Source organism: Williamsia sp. M5A3_1d (assembly GCF_053345315.1).
The window spans coordinates 138,372-157,362 of the sequence record NZ_JBKEZX010000004.1; the positions used below are offsets into that span (position 1 = coordinate 138,372).

Below are 18,991 nucleotides of genomic sequence, written 5' to 3' on the forward strand. Positions count from 1 at the left end.
GTGCCCTTCGTGACCAGCGGTGACGATTCGCACGGCGATCACACGGAAGGCCCTGCGTCCGACTCGACGTCGAACGCGGGGCCTTCCGGGTCGTCGCCCCGATCGCCCAGCCCGACCCCGACCGCACCCACCGCGGCAACCGATCTCGTCGACGCCCGCCGTCGACTCCTGCGCACCACCGACGGCGCCAAGCGGGCCGATGCGCCCGCACTCCGGCAGATCCTCGTCGACCTCCACGACTTCTGGCTCACCACCAAGGGCGCCGAGATCGGCGTCCGCCCCGACAGCGGCTTCGCGATCGTCGCCGTCGGCGGACTCGGGCGCCAGGAACTGCTGCCCCACTCCGATCTCGACCTGATCCTGCTGCACGACGACATGGACGTCGCCCGTGTCTCCGAGGTCGCCGACGCGCTCTGGTACCCGCTCTGGGACGCCCACATCAAACTCGACCACAGCGTCCGCACCGTCCCACAGGCTCTGCAGGTCGCCGCGGCCGACATGACCGCTGCACTCGGTCTCCTCGAGGCCCGACACATCGCGGGTGACGAATCACTGACCGCGCTGCTCATCAGCGGTGTCCGGCGTCAGTGGCGCAGCGACATCCGCACGCGATTCCCGGAACTGGTCGATCAGGCCTCCGACCGGTGGCGCCGCAGCGGTGACATCGCCCATCGCGCCGAACCCGATCTCAAGAACGGACGCGGAGGACTCCGCGACGTGCAGATGCTCGGCGCGCTCGCCATCGCCCAGCTCACCGACGGCATGGCGAACCTGCGTCCCGACTCCCCGGGGGCCGGCCTGCAGGTGGCCTACAACCGGCTGCTCGACATCCGTACCGAACTGCACCGGATCGCCGGCCGACCGCGCGAACAACTCCGCGCCCAGGACGCCGACGAGATCGGTGCCGCGCTGCGCATCGGCGACCGCTTCGACCTCGCCCGGGTCATCAGCGACAGCGCCCGCACCATCAGTTACTCGGTCGAGGTGGGTCTGCGCACCGCGGGCAACGCCCTGCCGCGCCGCGGTCTCGCGAAACTGCGTCGCTCGCCGGTCCGCCGCCCCCTCGACGAGGGGGTCGTCGAACACTCCGGTGAAGTGGTGTTGGCGCGCAACGCGATCCCCAGCAAAGATCCCGGTCTGATCCTGCGGGTGGCCGGGGCGTCGGCCCGCACCGGACTGCCGATCAGCGCCTCGACCCTGTCCCGTCTCGCCGACTTCGCACCGGAACTCCGGGAGCCGTGGCCGGCGGAGGCGCTCAGCGACCTGTTGGTCTTGCTCGGCACCGGCCGCCACATGGTGGCGCCGATCGAGGCGCTCGACCGCACCGGGCTGTGGGGTCGGCTGCTACCCGAGTGGGGAGCGGTGCGTGACCTCCCGCCGCGCGACGCCATCCACACCTGGACCGTCGACCGGCACCTTGTCGAGACCACCGCGTACGCCTCCACGATGACCACGCGGGTGTCGCGGCCGGACCTGCTGGTCCTCGGTGCCCTGCTCCATGACCTGGGCAAGGGGCGCGGCGCCGACCACAGCATCGTGGGTGCGGAGCTCGCCACACAGATCGGCAACCGGTTCGGGCTGTGGCCGCAGGATGTCGCGACGCTCTCGGCCATGGTCCGCCACCACCTTCTCCTCCCGGCGACGGCGACCCGCCGCGATCTCGACGACCCCGCCACGACCCAGGGTGTGGTCGACGCCCTCGGCGGCGACCGTCTCCTCCTCGAACTGCTCGCCGCCCTCGCCGAGGCCGACTCGCTGGCCACCGGCCCCGGGGTGTGGGGGGACTGGAAGGCGTCGTTGATCGGCGACCTGGTCCGGAAGTGCCTGCGCGTCATGGATGGTGAGCAGCTGCACCGCCCGGACCCGCTGACCGACGACCAACGCGCCCGGGCCCAGGCCGGTGGGGTCCACGTCGACATCGTCCCGACCGGGAGCATGCACACCCACCTGGTGACGATGATCGCGCCCGATCAACCGGGTCTGCTGTCGAAGATGGCCGGTGTGTTGTCGCTGAACGGTCTGCGTTGCCGCAGCGCCGCGGTCCAGTCGTACGCCGAGAGCATCGTCAACACGTTCGTCGTGGTGCCCGCCTTCGGTGACCCACCCGACGCCGGTCTGCTGCGACAGCAGTTGCTGCAGGCCACCGCGGGCACCCTCGACGTGATCGCCCGCATCGACGCCCGCGAACGCGAGTCGCCGATCCCCACGGCCCCGCCGCCGGTCACCGACCCCGACGGAGCGCCGGTCGCGGTGCCCGCCCTGTTCGCGCAGGCGCCGCCGAAGGTGCTCTGGTTCGACGTCGGAGACAGCGACGCCCACGACCGCATCGTGATGGAGTTGCGCGCCGCCGACCGATCCGGGCTACTCAGCCGGGTCGCCGCGGTGCTCGACACCCACGGGGTGACGATCGAGTGGGCGTCGGTGTCGACCATGGGTGGCACGGTGGTCGACACGTTCTGTCTGCGATTGCCCGCCGGCTCGCCGGACGGCGACGGGACGCGTCGAACCCTGGCCGACGCGGTCCTCGCGGTGGTCCCTCCGCCCGAGCCACCCCGCGAGAGCGACGACGGGACGACTGCGGCCGGCGTCCCGATAGGGTAGGGCCATGTTCGATTCGCTGTCCGACCGGTTGACCGGGGCACTCAAAGACCTGCGCGGCAAGGGAAAGCTCACCGACGCCGACATCGACCGCACCTGCCGGGAGATCCGCCTCGCCCTGCTCGACGCGGACGTGTCACTTCAGGTGGTCCGCGGCTTCATCGCCCGCATCAAGGAACGCGCCAAGGGTGCCGAGGTGTCGGGTGCGCTGAACCCGGCCCAACAGATCGTCAAGATCGTCAACGAGGAGCTCGTCGGCATCCTCGGTGGCGAGACCCGGCGGATCGCGTACGCCAAGACCCCGCCGACGGTCATCATGCTCGCGGGTCTGCAGGGCGCCGGTAAGACGACGCTGGCGGGCAAGCTCTCGGCGTGGTTGGCAAAGCAGGGCCACACCCCGCTGCTGGTGGCGTGTGATCTCCAGCGTCCCGGCGCGGTGAGCCAGCTGCAGATCGTCGGCGAGCGTGCGGGTACCCCTGTGTTCGCGCCGCACCCGGGTACCTCCGTCGGTGGCGAGGGGGAGCTGGGCGTCAGTGCCGCCGATCCGGTGGAGGTCGCCCGCGCCGGTGTCGCCGAGGCGCGCGCCCGACAGCACGACATCGTCATCGTCGACACCGCCGGTCGCCTCGGCATCGACAGCGAACTGATGGCGCAGGCCGCGGGTATCCGCGACGCCGTGCAACCCGACGAGGTCCTGTTCGTCGTCGACGCCATGATCGGTCAGGACGCGGTCACCACCGCCGAGGCGTTCGCCTCCGGTGTCGGCTTCACCGGCGTGGTGCTGACCAAGCTCGACGGCGACGCCCGCGGTGGCGCCGCGCTGTCGATCCGCGAGATGACCGGCGCGCCCATCATGTTCGCGTCGTCGGGCGAGAAGCTCGAGGAGTTCGACACCTTCCACCCCGACCGTATGGCCAGCCGCATCCTCGGCATGGGCGACGTCCTGAGCCTCATCGAGCAGGCCGAGGAGCACTGGGACGCCACCCAGGCCGAGGCGGCCGCGGCCAAGATCACCCAGGGCGAGCTGACGCTCGAGGACTTCCTCGAGCAGATGCTGATGATCCGCAAGATGGGCCCCATCGGGAACCTGCTGGGCATGCTGCCCGGCGCCGGGCAGATGAAGGACGCTCTGAGCCAGGTCGACGACAAGCAGCTCGACCGTGTGCAGGCGATCATCCGCGGCATGACCCCCGCCGAACGCGACAACCCGAAGATCATCAACGCCTCGCGCCGACTGCGCATCGCCAACGGCTCCGGTGTGGCGGTGAGCGAGGTCAACCAGCTCGTCGACCGGTTCTACGAGGCGCGCAAGATGATGGCCGCCATGTCGGGCCGCATGGGCATGCCCGGCGCGAACCGTCGCAACAACCGCAGCAAGAAGGGCAAGAAGGGGAAGAAGGGCACCGGTCGCGGACCCACCCCGCCGAAGGTGCGCGGTGGTATGCCCGGGATGGGGATGCCGGGCATGCCCGCCGGGTTCCCGGACCTGTCGAACATGCCCGCCGGTCTCGATCAGCTCCCGCCGGGACTCGAGGGCATCGACGTCTCGCAGTTCCAGAAGCCGAAGAAGCGCGGCTGACCGCGCCTCGGAACCGACCGACGATGCCCGAGCCGCACTCTGCCGCACTGCATTTCCGTGGACACTGCGTCGACACCGACACCGCCGTCGAGTTCTGGACTCACGACGGGGCGATCACCTTCGAGCCGGTGGCCGGTGCCGACACCGTCTGCGACGGTGGGTGGATCACCTCGGGACTCGTCGACGCCCACAACCACGTCGGCATCGCCCCGGGCCTCGGGGTCACCCTCGACCAGGCGAGGGGGTTCGCCGAACTCGACGCACGCGCCGGGGCACTGCTGATCCGTGAGGTCGGGTCGCCGCTCGACACCCACCCGCTCGACGGCGACCCGTTCGGCCCGCGGTTCATCCGATCGGGGCGTCACATCGCGCGCACCAAGCGCTACCTACGTGGTTACGGCGTCGAGCTCGACGACCCCGACACCCTCGCCGACGAGGTGCGCAGGCAGGCCCGCGACGGCGACGGCTGGGTGAAGCTGGTGGGGGACTGGATCGACCGCGAGGTCGGCGACCTCGCCCCGCTGTGGTCCGATGCCCAGCTCGTCGCGGCGGCGCAGGCCGCGCACTCCGAGGGCGCCCGCATCACCGCGCACATCTTCGGCACGGACGCCTTGCACGGCGTGATCGCCGCGGGGTTCGACTGCATCGAGCACGGCACCGGGCTCACCGACGACCTCATCGCGGCGATGGTGCAGCGCGACATCGCGCTGGTACCGACGCTCATCCAGGTGGAGAACTTCCCGTCCATCGCCGACGGCGCCGATCGGTTCCCGACGTACCAGTCCCACATGCGGGCGCTGCACGCCGGCGCGCAGGAAGTGTTCGCACACGCCGCCGAGGCCGGTGTGGCCATCTACGCCGGCACCGACGCCGGCGGGTTCGTCGAACACGGTCGCATCGTCGACGAGATGGTCGCGCTCACCTCCATCGGACTCGACGCCGCCGCGGTGGTCGACGCCGCCACCGTCGGGTCCCGGCAGTGGCTTCTCGGGAGCAAGAACGGGCTTCTCGGGAGCGAGCTCAGGCTTGCGGCGAGCACCTTCGTCGAGGGTGAGCGCGCCGACCTGATCGTGCTCGACGCCGATCCACGCGTCGACCTCGAGACGCTGCGTGCACCGCGAGCCGTCATCAGCGGCGGCGCCGTCCTGTAGAGAGCACCCGCAGGCGAGATTTCGTGCCCGCCACCCCTGCGTGGCAGAATGGGCCGCTGGTTCGTCGGACCCGGTCACGCACCGCCCGACGGTCACACCACCACAAACCGCAAAACCGGGCCCACCACACCGGGTGGGTCGCTGAATTGCACTGTGACCGCAGATGAGAGAGAAACCATGGCTGTCAAGATCAAGCTCACCCGCCTCGGCAAGATCCGCAACCCGCAGTACCGGATCGTCGTCGCCGACGCCCGCACCCGTCGCGACGGCCGTGCGATCGAGACCATCGGCAAGTACCACCCGAAGGAAGAGCCCAGCCTCATCGAGATCGACTCCGAGCGCGCGCAGTACTGGCTGGGTGTGGGCGCACAGCCCACCGAGCCCGTCGCGGCGCTGCTCAAGGTCACCGGTGACTGGCAGAAGTTCAAGGGCCTCCCGGGCGCCGAGGGCACCCTCAAGGTGAAGGAGCCCAAGACCAGCAAGCTCGACCTGTTCAACGCGGCGTTGGCCGCCGCCGACAGCGAGCCCGCCGCCGAGGCCACCACCCCGAAGAAGAAGGCCGCCAAGAAGGCCGACGCCGAGGCCCCCGCGGCCGACGCTGCCGCCGAGGAGACCCCGGCCGCCGGGACCGACGCGTGAGCACAGTCGTCGCCGACGCCATCGAGCACCTCGTGCGCGGTATCGTCGCCAACCCCGACGACGTCTCGGTGGACATGATCACCGGTCGTCGCGGCCGCATGGTCGAGGTCCACGTGCACCCCGAGGATCTGGGCAAGGTCATCGGCCGTGGCGGTCGCACCGCCACCGCCCTGCGCACCCTCGTCACCGGTATCGGTGGCCGAGGCGTGCGGCTCGACATCGTCGACACCGATCGCTGATCGTCCGATCGCCGGACAGACCGATTCGATGGACCTCGTCGTCGGACGCATCGTGAAATCTCACGGCGTCCGCGGCGAGGTCGTCGTCGATGTACGCACCGACGACCCCGACACCCGCTTCGCCGACGGCTCCCGCCTGCGCGGGCGTCTTCCCAGGGGCGGGGGAGAACGCGAGTTCGTCGTCTCCGGTGCCCGCGAGCACGGCGGACGGATGCTTCTGCGCATCGACGGCGTCGACGACCGCGGTGCCGCCGACGATCTGCGCGGTGTGCTGTTCCTCATCGACACCGCCGCAGTCGATTCCGGCTCCGACCCCGACGAGTTCTACGACCACGAACTGATCGGCGTCGGTGTGACCACCGTCGCCGGTGACCCGGTGGGCGAGCTCACCGAGATCCTGCACCTGCCCGGCGGCGACACCCTCGTGGTCCGCACCCCGCAGGGCCGCGAGGTGCTCGTGCCGTTCGTCACCGAGATCGTCCCCACGGTCACGACCGACGGCATCGAGATCGACCCGCCGGACGGATTGCTCGACCTCGAATGAGCGAGGAGTCGCCGCGGATGCGGATCGACGTGGTGTCGATCTTCCCGGAGTACCTCGATCCGCTCCGGATGGCGCTGCTCGGTCGCGCCATCGACCGCGGCATCCTCGCCGTCGACGTGCACGACCTCCGTGACTGGACGCACGACGTCCATCGCGCCGTCGACGACTCGCCCTACGGCGGCGGGCCGGGCATGGTCATGAAACCGCAGGTGTGGGGTCCGTGCCTGGACGACGTGTGCCCCGACGACGCCGTCCTGGTGGTACCGACACCGGCCGGCGAGCCCTTCACCCAGCGCGTCGCGGAGGAACTGCGGGACGAGTCGCACCTGGTGTTCGCGTGCGGTCGCTACGAGGGGATCGACCAGCGCGTCGTCGACGACGTCGCGCGGCGTGCCCGTGTGCGCGAACTGTCCATCGGCGACTACGTGCTGATCGGCGGCGAGGTCGCCGCGATCACCATGATCGAGGCGATCGTGCGCCTCATCGACGGTGTGCTGGGCAACGCGGCGTCGCATCAGCAGGATTCGTTCTCCGACGGACTGCTCGAGGGACCGAGCTACACCCGTCCCGAGCACTGGCGCGGACTGACCGTGCCGCCGGTGCTGCTGGGCGGCGACCACGCCGCGATCACCCGCTGGCGTCGCGAGCAGTCCCTCGAGCGCACCCGAGCGCGTCGCCCCGATCTGCTCGACGAATCGGGGTCCGGTCCGCGTACGAGCACCCCGCCGACCGCAGTACCCGAGTCCGGCATCTCCGACCACCCGCTGGACTAGCCTGACCTGGTGCACCACTGGTTCACCCACGACATCCTCGACGCCGGACGCCTGCCGCTGTTCCTGTTCTTCATCGGGTTCATCGTCGGTTTCGTGTGCACCCGCGTCAGCGTGCGACTCATCCGTGCCGACGTCTCGTGGTGGTTCGGCAACGTCAGCACGGGCGCCACGCACGTCCACCACATGGTCTTCGGGGTGGTGCTGTCCCTAGTGTCGGGCGTGTCGATCGTCGCGGTGTCGGTCACCGGCTCGCAGACCACGCTCTCGGTCCTCGCATGTTTCTTCGGGATCGGTGCGGCCCTGGTCCTCGACGAGTTCGCACTGATCTTCTATCTGCGTGACGTCTACTGGGCCGAGGAGGGGCGTGCCTCGATCGACGCCGTGTGGGCCGCGCTCGGCGCGACCGGCATGGTGCTGCTCGGGTTCCGGCCGTTGGAACTGTTCACGCTCTCGGGGCTCTCACCCGACGACGGCTGGACAGAGGTGGCGATCACCGTCGTGCTCGCCGCGGTCAGCCTGCTCCTCGCCGCGATCGTGCTCGCCAAGGGCAAGATCTGGACCGGACTCATCGGCATCTTCGCGTGGCCGCTCCTGCTGGTGGGCGCCCTGCGACTGGCCCGCCCGGGATCGCCGTGGGCGCGGTTACGCTACACCCATCGACCCCGCCGGATGGAGCGGGCGATGTCGCGGGAGCGACGCCTCCGCCGGCCTCTGATCCGCGCCAAGATCTACCTGCAGGACCTCATGGCCGGCAGGCCCGATGTCCCGCACGCCATCTCCGAGGCCGAGTCGGTCCTCGACGAGGTGGTGCACGCCGCCCCGCCGCCACCGGGCTCGGCGGTCGCCTCCGGGGTCGCGGGCACGGGGGGTGCGGTGGCCGCGTCGTCGATTTCCGCCCGGAGGGGGCGCTCTGGCACAATGGTCGGGTTGCCGTTCGAGGGAGATGCGGCTGCGTCGAGGTCGATGCAGCCGGTCCCACCGTCCGGCGAACCCCACGACTAGATCACGAACCGGTCGGACCGCGTCCCCGGCGACGGCCGCCAGGTTCCTCTGACTCAGTGACGATGACCACCGATTGGATCCGCAGATGAACACCCTGGACTTTCTCGACAAGCAGTCGATGCGCGACGACATCCCGGCCTTCCGGCCCGGCGACACCCTCGACGTGCACGTCAAGGTCATCGAGGGTTCCAAGGAGCGTGTCCAGGTCTTCAAGGGCGTCGTGATCCGTCGCCAGGGTGGCGGCCTGCAGGAGACCTTCACCGTGCGCAAGGTGTCGTTCGGCGTCGGTGTGGAGCGCACCTTCCCGATCCACAGCCCGAACATCGCGAAGGTCGACGTGATCACCCGCGGCGACGTGCGTCGCGCCAAGCTGTACTACCTGCGCGACCTGCGCGGCAAGGCCGCGAAGATCAAGGAAAAGCGCTGACGCTGCTCAGTGGGCCGGGTGCCGACCTCGCGGTCGACCCGGCTCCCTCGGCTCGTCCACTAGGCTGATCGTCGTGCCCGACACCCCCCGCCAGGACAGCCCGCAGGACCGGTTCGACGACGCCCGCGCGACGGACGACGCCGACTCGGACACCCACCGCCCCTGGCGAACTCGGGGTGACAGTGCGGGCGACGCCAAGCGCTCGGGCCGTAAGCGGTCCGCGTTGCGCGAGACCGCGATCATCATCGTCAGCGTTCTCGTCCTGACGTGGATCCTGCAGACCTTCATCGGCCGGCAGTACGTGATCCCGTCGGAGTCGATGGAGAACACGCTGCACGGGTGCACCGGCTGCACCAACGACCGCATCGTGATCGACAAGCTCACCTACCGGTTCAACGATCCCGCGCCCGGCGACCTCGTCGTGTTCAAGGCCCCGACCCAGTCGTGGGACGAGACCTGGACCTCGCCACGGTCGGACAACACGATCCTGCGCGGCGCGCAGGACGCCCTGTCGTGGTTCGGGTTCGCCCCGCCCGACGAGAACGACCTCGTCAAGCGGGTCATCGCCGTCGGCGGCCAGACCGTGCAGTGCCGCAACGCCGACAAGGTCGGGGTCACCGTCAACGGCAAACCTCTCACCGAGCCCTACGTCGACAAGGCGCTGCAGCAGCAGGACTCGACCACCGTCAACACCGGTCTCGTGGTGTCGGACAGCGGCGAGCTCAGCAGCTGCCTGGGGCCCGACTTCGGACCGGTCACCGTTCCCAAGGGCAACGTGTGGGTGATGGGCGACAACCGCGGCGACTCGGCCGATTCGCGGTATCACATCACCGACGAGCTCAACGGCACCGTCCCGGTCTCCGACATCCGCGGCAAGGTGCGCTTCATCATCTATCCGTTCTCCCGGATCGGTGGTGTGGGCGCACACAACCCGCAGAAGTAGCGGGGGTGGCGACGTGAACCGGTGGCCGCCGCGCGCACCCGTCCGTCGGGCCGCGAGCCTGCGCACCTACGAATTCGCGCTCCACAACAGCGGTCTGGGACCGGTGGCCGGCGTCGACGAGGCCGGCCGCGGTGCGTGTGCGGGCCCACTGGTCGTCGCGGCGTGTGTCCTCAAGCCGACCCAGCTGGTGTCGCTCGCCGATCTCGACGACTCCAAACGCCTCGCCCCGGCGATGCGCGAGACCCTCTACCGATCGATCACCCGTCACGCCGTGGCGAGCAGCGTCGTGATCGTCGACGCCGACGAGGTCGACCGCATCGGGATCCACGTCGCCAACATCGAGGGCATGCGCCGCGCGGTCGCCACGCTCGACGTGACGCCGGGATACGTGCTCTCCGACGGATTCGTGGTGCCCGGCCTCACGGTCCCGTCGTTGCCGGTGATCGGTGGCGACGGTGCCGCCGCATGCATCGCGGCGGCCAGCATTCTCGCGAAGGTCACCCGCGACCGCATCATGGTCGAGATGGAGAACGACCTCCCCGGGTACAGCTTCGCGGTGCACAAGGGCTACAGCACCGAGCTGCACATGTCGGCCCTCGACCGCCTCGGTCCGTCTCGTCAGCACCGGATGTCGTATCGCAACGTCCGCGAGCGCGTCCGCGTCACGACGGCCGCAGACGAGTGACCACAGATGGGTGACTAGGCTGACCTCCATGAGTGCGGAGGATCTCGAGAAGTACGAGACCGAGATGGAACTCTCGCTGTACCGCGAGTACAAAGACGTGGTCGGGCAGTTCACCTACGTCGTGGAGACCGAACGGCGGTTCTACCTCGCCAACGCGGTCGATCTGGTGCCGCGCAACGCCGACGGCGAGGTCTACTTCGAACTGCGGATGTCCGACGCCTGGGTGTGGGACATGTACCGGCCCGCACGTTTCGTGAAGCAGGTCCGGGTGATCACGTTCAAGGACGTCAACATCGAGGAACTCGAGAAGTCGGAGTTGCGTCTGCCCGAGGACGGCGCGCTACCCGACTGATGCCGGCGTGCCGACCGCGACGGTCACCCGTGCCCGGGGCACGGCGAGGCTGATCGCCGCGACCGCAGCCGCGGTGGCGCAGATGATCCACATGATCGTCGAGAACGCCTCGAGGAACGCCCGAGCCGCGGCGACCCGCGCCGCCGGTCGTAAGGCGGGGTCGGCCTGGCGGATGATCGCGGCCTGCGGGCCTGCGTCGGCTGCGGCAGCGGGGTCCTGCGAGCATCCGGGCGGGGGCACCTCGGGCCGCGGCGACGACAACTGTCGCGACACGCAGTCGCTGAACCGGCTCACGACGATCGGTTGCGCGACGGCGGGGACGGCGGTGTCGCCCAGACGTGCCCGCAGATCGTCGGCGCCCGCGGACGCCCCGGCCGACGATGACGACCCCACCAGGGCGAAGAACACGATCCCGATGATCGCCAGGCCCACCGACCCGCCGATCTGCTGGACCGTCGGGATCGTGCCCGACGCCGAACCGACCGTGCGCGACGTCGTGCCGGACAGGATCACCGCCTGCAGCGGCGCGACGAAGAGACCGGTGCCCAGACCGCCGAGGACCAGGGGTGCGATCAGCGTCGCGACGGCGATGTCGTGGCGCGCGGGGTCGATCACCATCGCCATCCACGCGACCGACGCCGCGAACACCACCATGCCGACCGTCAGCGTCCGCGGACCGATCCGCGTCACCACCAGTGGCGACAGCAGCGAGCCGACGGCCGCGCCCAGCGCGAACGGCAACGTGATGAGCCCGGTGTGCAGCGGCGAGTAGCCGAGACCGAACTGCGTCGTGATCGAGACGGTGAAGAAGAACGCGGTGAAGACGCTGAAGAAGAGCAGCGAGAGCACCGCGCCGACCGCGAACGATCGTTCGGAGAACAGGTCGAGCCGCAAGAGAGGCGCGCCACCGCGGCGTAGCAGTGCGCGTTCGTGGAGGACGAAGGCGACGAGCACGGCGACCGAGACGACCAGCATCGCCAGCAGCCACCCCGGCCATCCCTTCTCGCGGCCGGTCGACAGCGGGTAGATCAACAGGAACAGCCCGACGGTCGACAGGGCGACCCCGACCGGGTCGAGGGATTCACGCAGCGTCCCCAGCACCGGCGGCATCGCCCGCGCGGCGATGACGCAGGCGATCACGCCGAAGGGCAGGTTGACCAGGAAGATGGTGCGCCAACCGAGTCCGAAGGCGTCGAGCCCGACCAACACACCACCGAGGACCGGGCCGAGCATCGCCGCGACCCCGGCGGTGGCGCCGTACACGCCGAACACCAGGCCGTGTCGCGCCCTGGGGAAGATCGCGGAGATGATGGCGATCGTCTGCGCCGAGGCGAACGCCGCGCACGCGCCCTGTACCCCGCGCGCCGCGATCAGCTCGCCGGGGCCCGCCGCCGTGCCGCACAGCAGCGAGGCGATGGTGAAGCCCGCCAGCGCGGCGATGAAGACCCGTCGTCGCCCGAGGCGTTCCCCGATCCGCGACGCGGTCATCAGGGTGCATGCGAATGCGAGCGTGTAGACCGTGAGGACCAGCAGTTGATCGGCCGATGACGCGCCGAGATCGGTGGTGAGGTCCGGTAGCGCGATGTTGACGATCGTGGTGTCGACCATCTGCATGAACACCGCCACCAGGCACGCGGCAAACGCCGGCCACGCATGTCGCGCGGCCGACGTCGCGCCCGCCTCGGCGGTGGGGACCGAGCTCACCGGGTGGTCGACGCCGCCGCGGGGCTGTAGTCGCCGGTGGTGGCGATCGAGGCGAAGACACCGAGGAGCCGGTCGATGTAGAGCTTGATCGAGTCCCGTGCCTGATCGGAGTCGGGATAGAGCAGCGTCATCACCGTGTAGTCCGGGAAGCGGTTGACCCAGAGGTAGACCTCCTCCGAACTGCCGCGGTTGCCGAACACACCGCCGTTGATGTGATCGAACATCTGCGCACCGGGCAGCTTGCGCACGTCGATGTAGCTGACCATCGGCACCACCCATCCCGGCGCGATGTCGATGTCGGAGTCGTCGTCGACGAGCTGCAGCACCCGGTGCAACGACACCTCCGACATCGTCTTGCCCGCGGCGAACGACTCCTGCGCCGGACCGACGATCGAGGTGAAGGTGGCGTCGGCGTCGACATCGACCACCACGGGGATGAGATTGGTGAACCAGCCGACGGAGGTGAACTCGCTCGCCGTGGACCGGGTGTTCTTCGGCGTCATCCCCAGATAGCGCTCGGTGCCGGTGAACTCGTGTGCGACGAGCGCGGCGGCGGCCATGACCCCGGCGGCGACACCGGAACAGTGCGCGCGGCAGACGTCCTCGAAGCGCTGGCCGGACGCGTTGTCGTCGTAGACCCGCACGGTGGTGATGGCGCTGCGGGTGTAGCCCTCGCCGCCGGCACCGAGATCGAGCGGGAAGGCGGGCAGGCGGCCGCCGTTGTCGGCGAGCAGCGACAACCACCGGGCGATCTGCGGTGAGTCGGCGGTCAGCACCGAGGTGGCCTCGCGTTCGCGGCGGCAGTAGTCGATGTAGCTGCCCGGCGTGGCCGGAGGGTTCTGGCCGCCGCCGAGCTCGTTGCCGTAGAGGGCGATCAGATCGACGCATGCCAGTGCCTGCGAGACGCCGTCGGAGTTGAGGTGGTCGACCGCGAAATACACGGTGAACCCGGTCTCGCGTTCGATGGTCCCGAAGGTGAAGCAGTCCCAGTGGAACGGTCCCGGCGTCTCGTCCTGCACGTGGGTGCGGATCTCCGCGGCGTGCTCACGGTGACCATGGGTCGTCGGCGCGAAATCGACGACGTCGGGATCGATGACGTGTCGCACGATCGCGTCGTCCTCCGCGGAGTGCGAGAACCAGCTGAGGAACGTGTCGTGCCGCCGGATGAACGCGTTGACCGTCGCGGTCATGGCATCGCGGTCGAGTGCGCCTTCGAGGTCGAACGAGATGAGGCACAGTCGGGAGAACCGGAACCCGGCACGGCTGTTGCGTGCCGCAGCGCGGAGATACTCCTCCTGCTGGTGCGATGCCGGCACCGGATGCGCGGGGGCCGCCGCGGCACGCTCCACCGAGGCGAGGGTGGCGGTCCAGCTGGTGAGGGTGCCGCCGCGCGGCTCCCATTCGTCGATCAGACCGAAATTGATCATGCGCGCTCACCTGTCGTCGTCGAGGGTCGTCGATGCGCAGGTGATGGACTGGGCATGGGATTTCCCTTCGGCATGTGATGTCTCCCGGCGATGCCGCCGGCCACGTGCGAGCCGGTCGGCAGGGATTCGATGGGGTTCGAACCGACCGCAGACGGCGGCGGCGTCATCGCCTGTCGAGGCCGGAGAAGTCCTCGACAGCCGTCGGGGTCGCTTTCGAATGCACGGAAGGTACCGTCGGATGTGTGGGCAAGGCAACGACGCTCCCGATATCGGACGTCGAACTTGTGACGTGTTCCAAGCGCCCACCAATGTGCCTGTCTGACTGAATAGTTCGCGATATCAAATCGTAGTGCCGGTGTTCTCCTGGGATACCGTCGCCGGAGCGTCCGCCCGGCGGTGGCCGTCGCCATGACCGTGTCCGCGTGGTGGCCATCGGGGAGTGTGGGAGCAGGGGGAGTGATGGCGAGGGTGACCGACCGGCGCATGCCGACGCGCACCGGAGCGCGCACACGCAGGGCGTCGTCGCTGATCAGCGGTGTGGTCGCCACCCTGATCGTGGGGCTGGGCGCCGCTGCGGTGCCGTCCGCGATCGCGGCGCCGGTCTCTCCGGCTCCCGCGGTGACGACCTCGGCGACAGTGGTCGGCAGTTCCCCGGGACCGCACGGTGTCCGATACCTGCGCGTCCGCTCGGCCGCGATGCGGGCGGACATGCAGGTGCGCGTACTACCGGCCCGCGATCCCGAGGTCCCACACCCCACGCTCTATCTCCTCAACGGCGCCCAGGGCGGCTTCAACGACAGCAGCTGGTTCGACCAGACCGACATCGTCGACTTCTTCGCCGACAAGAACGTCACCGTGGTGGTCCCGATGGGCGGCACGGCGAGCTACTTCGCCGACTGGATCCGCGACGACCCGGTGCTCGGGCACCAGAAGTGGGCCACCTACCTCACCCGAGAGCTGCCACCGCTGATGGATGCGACGTTCGGGGGCAACGGCCGCAACGCGCTCGCCGGTATCTCCATGGCCGGCACCTCGGTCCTGCAGCTGGCGGAGAAGAACCCCGGGCTCTACCGCGCGGTCGGCGCCTACAGCGGCTGCGCGAAGACCGCCGACACCATGGGTCAGGCCTACGTCCGACTCACCGTCGCCCGCGGCGGCGGCAACGCCGACAACCTGTGGGGTGTGTCGACCGATCCGCGCTGGCGGGAGAACGACCCCTACATCCATGCCGACAGACTCCGCGGCACGTCTCTGTTCATCTCGGCGAGTACGGGGCTGCCCGGGCAGTACGACACCATCACCGGGCCGGGGATCGACGGCGACGTCGGGGAACTGGTATCCCGCATCGGCGTCGGCGCGGTGATCGAGACCGCCGTCCGGCAGTGCACCGTGGCTCTGAAGTCCCGCCTGGCGACGTTGGGGATCCCGGCGACGTTCCGCCTCCCGCCCGCCGGAACCCACAGCTGGCCCTACTGGCAGGACAGTCTGCACGCCTCCTGGCCGCAGTTCGCCCGCGCGCTGGACGACTGAGCACGACAGGCCCCGGGCCTGCGGTCCGGCCCGGTTGTGCACAGGAACGCACTGATGCACAGAACGGTCGGGATCTGGGGTCGCGGCACCGGGCGCGGTCGGGTTCGGCGGTCATGGTTGCCCCGTGGCAACGCAGAGCAGAGGACCGAACCGACGGCAGTTGATCGGCCGGCGGGGTGAGGACGCCGCGGTCGAGCACCTGACCGCGGTGGGGTGGTCGGTGCTCGACCGCAACTGGCGGTGTCGGTACGGCGAGATCGATGTGATCGCCGTCGATCCGACCGAGGCGGGCGGCGAATCGTTGGTGATCGTCGAGGTCAAGACGCGCACCGGTTCGATGTTCGGGGATCCGGCACAGGCGGTGACGGCGGAGAAGTATCGACGGTTGCGTCGGCTGGCCGGGCTGTGGCTCGCCGAGTCGGAGCGTCATTGGCCGACCATCCGTTTCGACGTCGTCGCGGTGCAGATCGACGTCACCGGGGTGTGCACCGTGTCGCACTTGCGTGGGGTCTTCTGATGTCGCTCGGTCGTGCGCGGTCGGCGGCGGTGGCCGGTGTCGAGGGGCAGATGGTCGAGATCGAGGCGTTCATCGGTCAGGGCCTGCCCGGAGTCCAGCTCGTCGGTCTGGCGGATGCGTCGCTGCGGGAGTCGAAAGACCGTGTGCGTGCGGCGATCACCAATAGTGACCGCAAGTGGCCCGACGGGAGGATCACGCTGAACCTGTCGCCGGCGACGGTTCCCAAGGGTGGCTCGAACCACGATGTGGCGATCGCGTTGGCGGTGCTCGCCGCGAAGGATCTGGTCGCGACCCACCATCTCGACGACACCGTGTTCATCGGGGAACTGGCGCTCGACGGCCGCATCCGAGGGGTGCGGGGTGTGTTGCCGTCGGTGGTCGCGGCGCGGGCCGCCGGCTTCGCGCGGGTGGTGGTGCCGTTGGTGAACGTGGCCGAGGCGGCGCTGGTGCCCGGGGTCGAGGTCGGTGGGGCGAGCACGCTGCGTGAGGTCATCGCGTGGCTGGCCGGCGAGCGGACCCTGGACACGGTGTGCGAGGCCGGTGTGGTCGCGGCGTCGGCTCAGGTACCCGACCTCGCCGACGTGGTGGGTCAGGCCGAGGCGCGGTATGCCCTCGAGATCGCCGCCGCGGGTGCACATCACCTGTTCATGACCGGCCCGCCGGGCATCGGCAAGACCATGCTCGCCCGACGGTTGCCGGGGATCCTGCCGCCCTTGAGCGAGACCGAACAGCTGGAGGTGACCGCGATCCACTCGATCGCCGGGACGCTGCCCGCGGGACGGCCGTTGATCACCGAGCCCCCGTTCATCGCCCCGCACCACTCCACCTCGCAGACCGCCCTCGTCGGTGGGGGTACCGGGATGGCGAAGCCTGGGGCGGTGTCACGGGCGCACCGAGGCGTGCTGTTTCTCGACGAGTGCGCCGAACTCGGGGTGAAGGCGTTGGAATCGCTGCGGACACCGCTCGAGGACGGTGAGACCCGCGTGATGCGCCGCGACGGTGTCGCGGTGATGCCGGCCCGGTTCCAGCTCATCCTGTCGGCGAACCCGTGTCCGTGTGCCCCGGCCTCCGACATCGACTGTGTCTGTTCCGCCCAGGTGCGGCGGCGTTATCTCGGGAAGCTCTCGGGACCGCTGATGGATCGGGTCGACATCCGCGTCCGGATGGATCCGCCGGGCAACACCGCACTCATGAACCCGACCGGCGAATGCAGCGCCGACGTGCGCGCCCGGGTGTCGGCCGCCCGCATGACGGCTCGCGAGCGCTGGTCCGACCACGGGTGGCAGACCAACAGCGAGGTGCCCGGTTCGGCTCTGCGGCAGCGGTTCCGGCTCGCGAGTTCGGCCATCCGGCCGATCGAGCTGTTCCTGCGGGACGGACGCGTCACCGCGCGTGGGGCCGATCGGGCTTTGCGATTGGCGTGGACACTGGCCGATCTCGGCGGGCTCGCACAACCGACAGAAGACGAGGTGGCACAGGCATTGCTGTTCCGGGACAGGGGATACGCGTGAGCGACGACGGCGTCGGGGCCGACCCCGACATGCGGCCGCGTCCCGCGACGGTCATGGCCCCCATCGATCCGCACGCCGTGACGCCGACGGTGATCGACTCGAGGGACCTGCGCGCGTGGGCGTATCTCGCCGCGGTCGCCGAACCCCCGGCGGCCTCGATCGCTCGCCTCGTCGACGCGGTCGGGGTGCGCGACGCCGCGCAGGCGGTGCGCTCGCGGCGCTTCCCCGACGGCCACGAGGCGGTGGCGAGATCGACCGCCTCGCGCCATCATCTCGTCGACCCCGATCGCGACCTCCTCGTCGCCGACCGACTCGGCGGGCGGTTGATGACCGCCGACGACGAGGACTGGCCGGCGTGGGCGTTGCACGGTCTGAGCACGGCGGACACGTCCGCACGTGGCGGCCCGCCGCTGGCGCTGTGGAAACGGGGGCCGGGGTCGATCGAGGCCGCGTCGGAACGCGCTGTGGCGCTGGTGGGTTCGCGGGCCGCCACCGGCTACGGCACGCGGATGACCGCGGTACTCACCAACGGTCTCGTCGACCGCGGTCGCTGTGTCGTCTCCGGGGGCGCGTACGGCATCGACGGTGCCGCGCACCGGGCCGCACTGGCCGCCGGTGGTGACACCATGGCGGTGATGGCGTGCGGCCTCGACATCGACTATCCGACCGACCACGCACTGCTCTTCGACGAGATCGCGCGGGTCGGGACCATCGTGACCGAGTACCCGCCGGGGATGTCGGCGTCCCGGCACCGGTTCCTGGCCCGCAATCGGCTGGTCGCGGCGCTGTCGAAGGCGGTGGTGGTCGTCGAGGCCGGACATCGCAGCGGCGCGAAGAACACCGCCGCCTGGGCGCGTCGGCTCGGCATCCCGCTCGGAGCGGTACCGGGCCCGGCCACCTCGGCCATGTCGGTGGGGTGTCATGCGTTGATCAGCGACGGCGATGCCGCGCTCGTCGGCGATGCAGCCGGCCTCGAACGACTCGTCTCCCCGGACGGCTCGGACGCGCTGTCGTCGACACCCGCCGAGCGCGGCGAGGCCGATCCTCTCGAGGCGCGGATCGTGGCGGCGATCGGGAGACGGGGCGGGCTCACCCTCGCCGACATCGCGACCGCGTGCGACATCGACGTCGGCCGCGTGCGATCGACGCTCGCTCGGATGGAGGTGCACGGCCGGGCGGTCACGAACGGTGCGACATGGAGCCTGCCGTCACGATGACAGCCCCAGCGACGGAGACGACCGACTGTAGGCCGGCGGCTATAGGGTCGGGATCTGCGAGTCCACGACGTGGGAGGGGAGGGGTGAGTCATCGATCCTGCGCCGCTGTCCGACGCGAACCACGAGGCCTTCGAGCTGTTCCTGCGTGAAAGC

Annotated in this window: 18 protein-coding genes; 16 read left to right on the forward strand and 2 right to left on the reverse strand. The window is 69.9% G+C overall.

What is annotated here, in order from left to right; genetic code table 11:
* The 12 genes from ACLBW1_RS17540 (at nt 1) to ACLBW1_RS17595 (ending at nt 10,932) form a co-directional block, all read left to right on the forward strand.
* Nucleotides 1–2,601: a [protein-PII] uridylyltransferase gene (locus ACLBW1_RS17540; protein ID WP_447813102.1), complete on the forward strand. Its 2,601-nt coding sequence runs from the start codon at nt 1–3 to the stop codon at nt 2,599–2,601.
* Between the two features lie 4 nt (nt 2,602–2,605).
* Nucleotides 2,606–4,177: a signal recognition particle protein gene (ffh, locus tag ACLBW1_RS17545; protein WP_447813103.1), complete on the forward strand. Its 1,572-nt coding sequence runs from the start codon at nt 2,606–2,608 to the stop codon at nt 4,175–4,177.
* A gap of 23 nt (nt 4,178–4,200) precedes the next feature.
* Entirely contained in the window at nt 4,201–5,328 is a 1,128-nt protein-coding gene (locus tag ACLBW1_RS17550) for an amidohydrolase family protein (protein ID WP_447813104.1), read from the forward strand.
* A 177-nt stretch (nt 5,329–5,505) separates the two neighbouring features.
* Entirely contained in the window at nt 5,506–5,967 is a 462-nt protein-coding gene (gene rpsP, locus ACLBW1_RS17555) for a 30S ribosomal protein S16 (protein ID WP_447813105.1), read from the forward strand.
* The gene (locus ACLBW1_RS17560; RefSeq protein WP_045822421.1) at nt 5,964–6,206 is read left to right on the forward strand and encodes an RNA-binding protein; all 243 of its coding nucleotides are present in this window, start codon (nt 5,964–5,966) and stop codon (nt 6,204–6,206) included. Before rpsP ends, ACLBW1_RS17560 begins: the two co-directional genes overlap by 4 nt.
* A gap of 28 nt (nt 6,207–6,234) precedes the next feature.
* Entirely contained in the window at nt 6,235–6,750 is a 516-nt protein-coding gene (gene rimM / locus ACLBW1_RS17565) for a ribosome maturation factor RimM (RefSeq protein WP_447813106.1), read from the forward strand.
* A 17-nt stretch (nt 6,751–6,767) separates the two neighbouring features.
* A complete protein-coding gene (gene trmD, locus ACLBW1_RS17570; RefSeq protein ID WP_447813602.1) occupies nt 6,768–7,523 on the forward strand; it encodes a tRNA (guanosine(37)-N1)-methyltransferase TrmD in 756 nt (251 codons plus the stop codon).
* Nucleotides 7,524–7,532: 9 nt separating this feature from the next.
* Entirely contained in the window at nt 7,533–8,525 is a 993-nt protein-coding gene (locus ACLBW1_RS17575; protein ID WP_447813107.1) for a hypothetical protein, read from the forward strand.
* Nucleotides 8,526–8,610: 85 nt separating this feature from the next.
* Nucleotides 8,611–8,952, forward strand: a complete 342-nt coding sequence (gene rplS / locus ACLBW1_RS17580) for a 50S ribosomal protein L19 (protein WP_045822423.1) — start codon at nt 8,611–8,613, stop codon at nt 8,950–8,952.
* Between the two features lie 73 nt (nt 8,953–9,025).
* Nucleotides 9,026–9,895, forward strand: a complete 870-nt coding sequence (lepB, locus tag ACLBW1_RS17585) for a signal peptidase I (RefSeq protein ID WP_447813108.1) — start codon at nt 9,026–9,028, stop codon at nt 9,893–9,895.
* Between the two features lie 13 nt (nt 9,896–9,908).
* Nucleotides 9,909–10,580, forward strand: a complete 672-nt coding sequence (locus ACLBW1_RS17590; protein WP_447813109.1) for a ribonuclease HII — start codon at nt 9,909–9,911, stop codon at nt 10,578–10,580.
* A 28-nt stretch (nt 10,581–10,608) separates the two neighbouring features.
* Nucleotides 10,609–10,932, forward strand: a complete 324-nt coding sequence (locus tag ACLBW1_RS17595; protein ID WP_045822426.1) for a DUF2469 domain-containing protein — start codon at nt 10,609–10,611, stop codon at nt 10,930–10,932.
* Here ACLBW1_RS17595 and ACLBW1_RS17600 read toward each other — a convergent pair.
* Together ACLBW1_RS17600 and ACLBW1_RS17605 are read right to left on the reverse strand one after the other, a co-directional pair.
* Entirely contained in the window at nt 10,921–12,636 is a 1,716-nt protein-coding gene (locus ACLBW1_RS17600) for a DHA2 family efflux MFS transporter permease subunit (RefSeq protein WP_447813110.1), read from the reverse strand. The genes ACLBW1_RS17595 and ACLBW1_RS17600 overlap by 12 nt on opposite strands.
* Nucleotides 12,633–14,063: a condensation domain-containing protein gene (locus ACLBW1_RS17605; RefSeq protein ID WP_447813111.1), complete on the reverse strand. Its 1,431-nt coding sequence runs from the start codon at nt 14,061–14,063 to the stop codon at nt 12,633–12,635. The genes ACLBW1_RS17600 and ACLBW1_RS17605 overlap by 4 nt, the downstream gene beginning before the upstream one ends.
* Before the next feature lie 483 nt (nt 14,064–14,546).
* Between ACLBW1_RS17605 and ACLBW1_RS17610 the strand changes: the two genes are divergently transcribed.
* The 4 genes from ACLBW1_RS17610 (at nt 14,547) to dprA (ending at nt 18,838) form a co-directional block, all read left to right on the forward strand.
* Nucleotides 14,547–15,593, forward strand: coding sequence for an alpha/beta hydrolase (locus ACLBW1_RS17610; RefSeq protein ID WP_447813603.1), 1,047 nt, complete (start codon nt 14,547–14,549; stop codon nt 15,591–15,593).
* A 124-nt stretch (nt 15,594–15,717) separates the two neighbouring features.
* Entirely contained in the window at nt 15,718–16,110 is a 393-nt protein-coding gene (locus ACLBW1_RS17615; RefSeq protein WP_447813112.1) for a YraN family protein, read from the forward strand.
* Nucleotides 16,110–17,621, forward strand: a complete 1,512-nt coding sequence (locus tag ACLBW1_RS17620; RefSeq protein WP_447813113.1) for a YifB family Mg chelatase-like AAA ATPase — start codon at nt 16,110–16,112, stop codon at nt 17,619–17,621. Before ACLBW1_RS17615 ends, ACLBW1_RS17620 begins: the two co-directional genes overlap by 1 nt.
* Nucleotides 17,618–18,838, forward strand: coding sequence for a DNA-processing protein DprA (gene dprA / locus ACLBW1_RS17625; RefSeq protein WP_447813114.1), 1,221 nt, complete (start codon nt 17,618–17,620; stop codon nt 18,836–18,838). The genes ACLBW1_RS17620 and dprA overlap by 4 nt, the downstream gene beginning before the upstream one ends.
* Nucleotides 18,839–18,991 lie beyond the last annotated feature (153 nt).

Bases quoted from the DNA above. Each gene is read 5' to 3' on its own strand.
- ACLBW1_RS17620 (WP_447813113.1), top strand. From the start codon at position 16,110: ATGTCGCTCGGTCGTGCGCGGTCGGCGGCGGTGGCCGGTGTCGAGGGG.
- trmD (WP_447813602.1), top strand. From the start codon at position 6,768: ATGCGGATCGACGTGGTGTCGATCTTCCCGGAGTACCTCGATCCGCTC.
- rimM (WP_447813106.1), top strand. From the start codon at position 6,235: ATGGACCTCGTCGTCGGACGCATCGTGAAATCTCACGGCGTCCGCGGC.
- rpsP (WP_447813105.1), top strand. From the start codon at position 5,506: ATGGCTGTCAAGATCAAGCTCACCCGCCTCGGCAAGATCCGCAACCCG.
- ffh (WP_447813103.1), top strand. From the start codon at position 2,606: ATGTTCGATTCGCTGTCCGACCGGTTGACCGGGGCACTCAAAGACCTG.
- ACLBW1_RS17605 (WP_447813111.1), bottom strand. From the start codon at position 14,063: ATGATCAATTTCGGTCTGATCGACGAATGGGAGCCGCGCGGCGGCACC.
- rplS (WP_045822423.1), top strand. From the start codon at position 8,611: ATGAACACCCTGGACTTTCTCGACAAGCAGTCGATGCGCGACGACATC.
- ACLBW1_RS17550 (WP_447813104.1), top strand. From the start codon at position 4,201: ATGCCCGAGCCGCACTCTGCCGCACTGCATTTCCGTGGACACTGCGTC.
- ACLBW1_RS17595 (WP_045822426.1), top strand. From the start codon at position 10,609: ATGAGTGCGGAGGATCTCGAGAAGTACGAGACCGAGATGGAACTCTCG.
- ACLBW1_RS17610 (WP_447813603.1), top strand. From the start codon at position 14,547: ATGCCGACGCGCACCGGAGCGCGCACACGCAGGGCGTCGTCGCTGATC.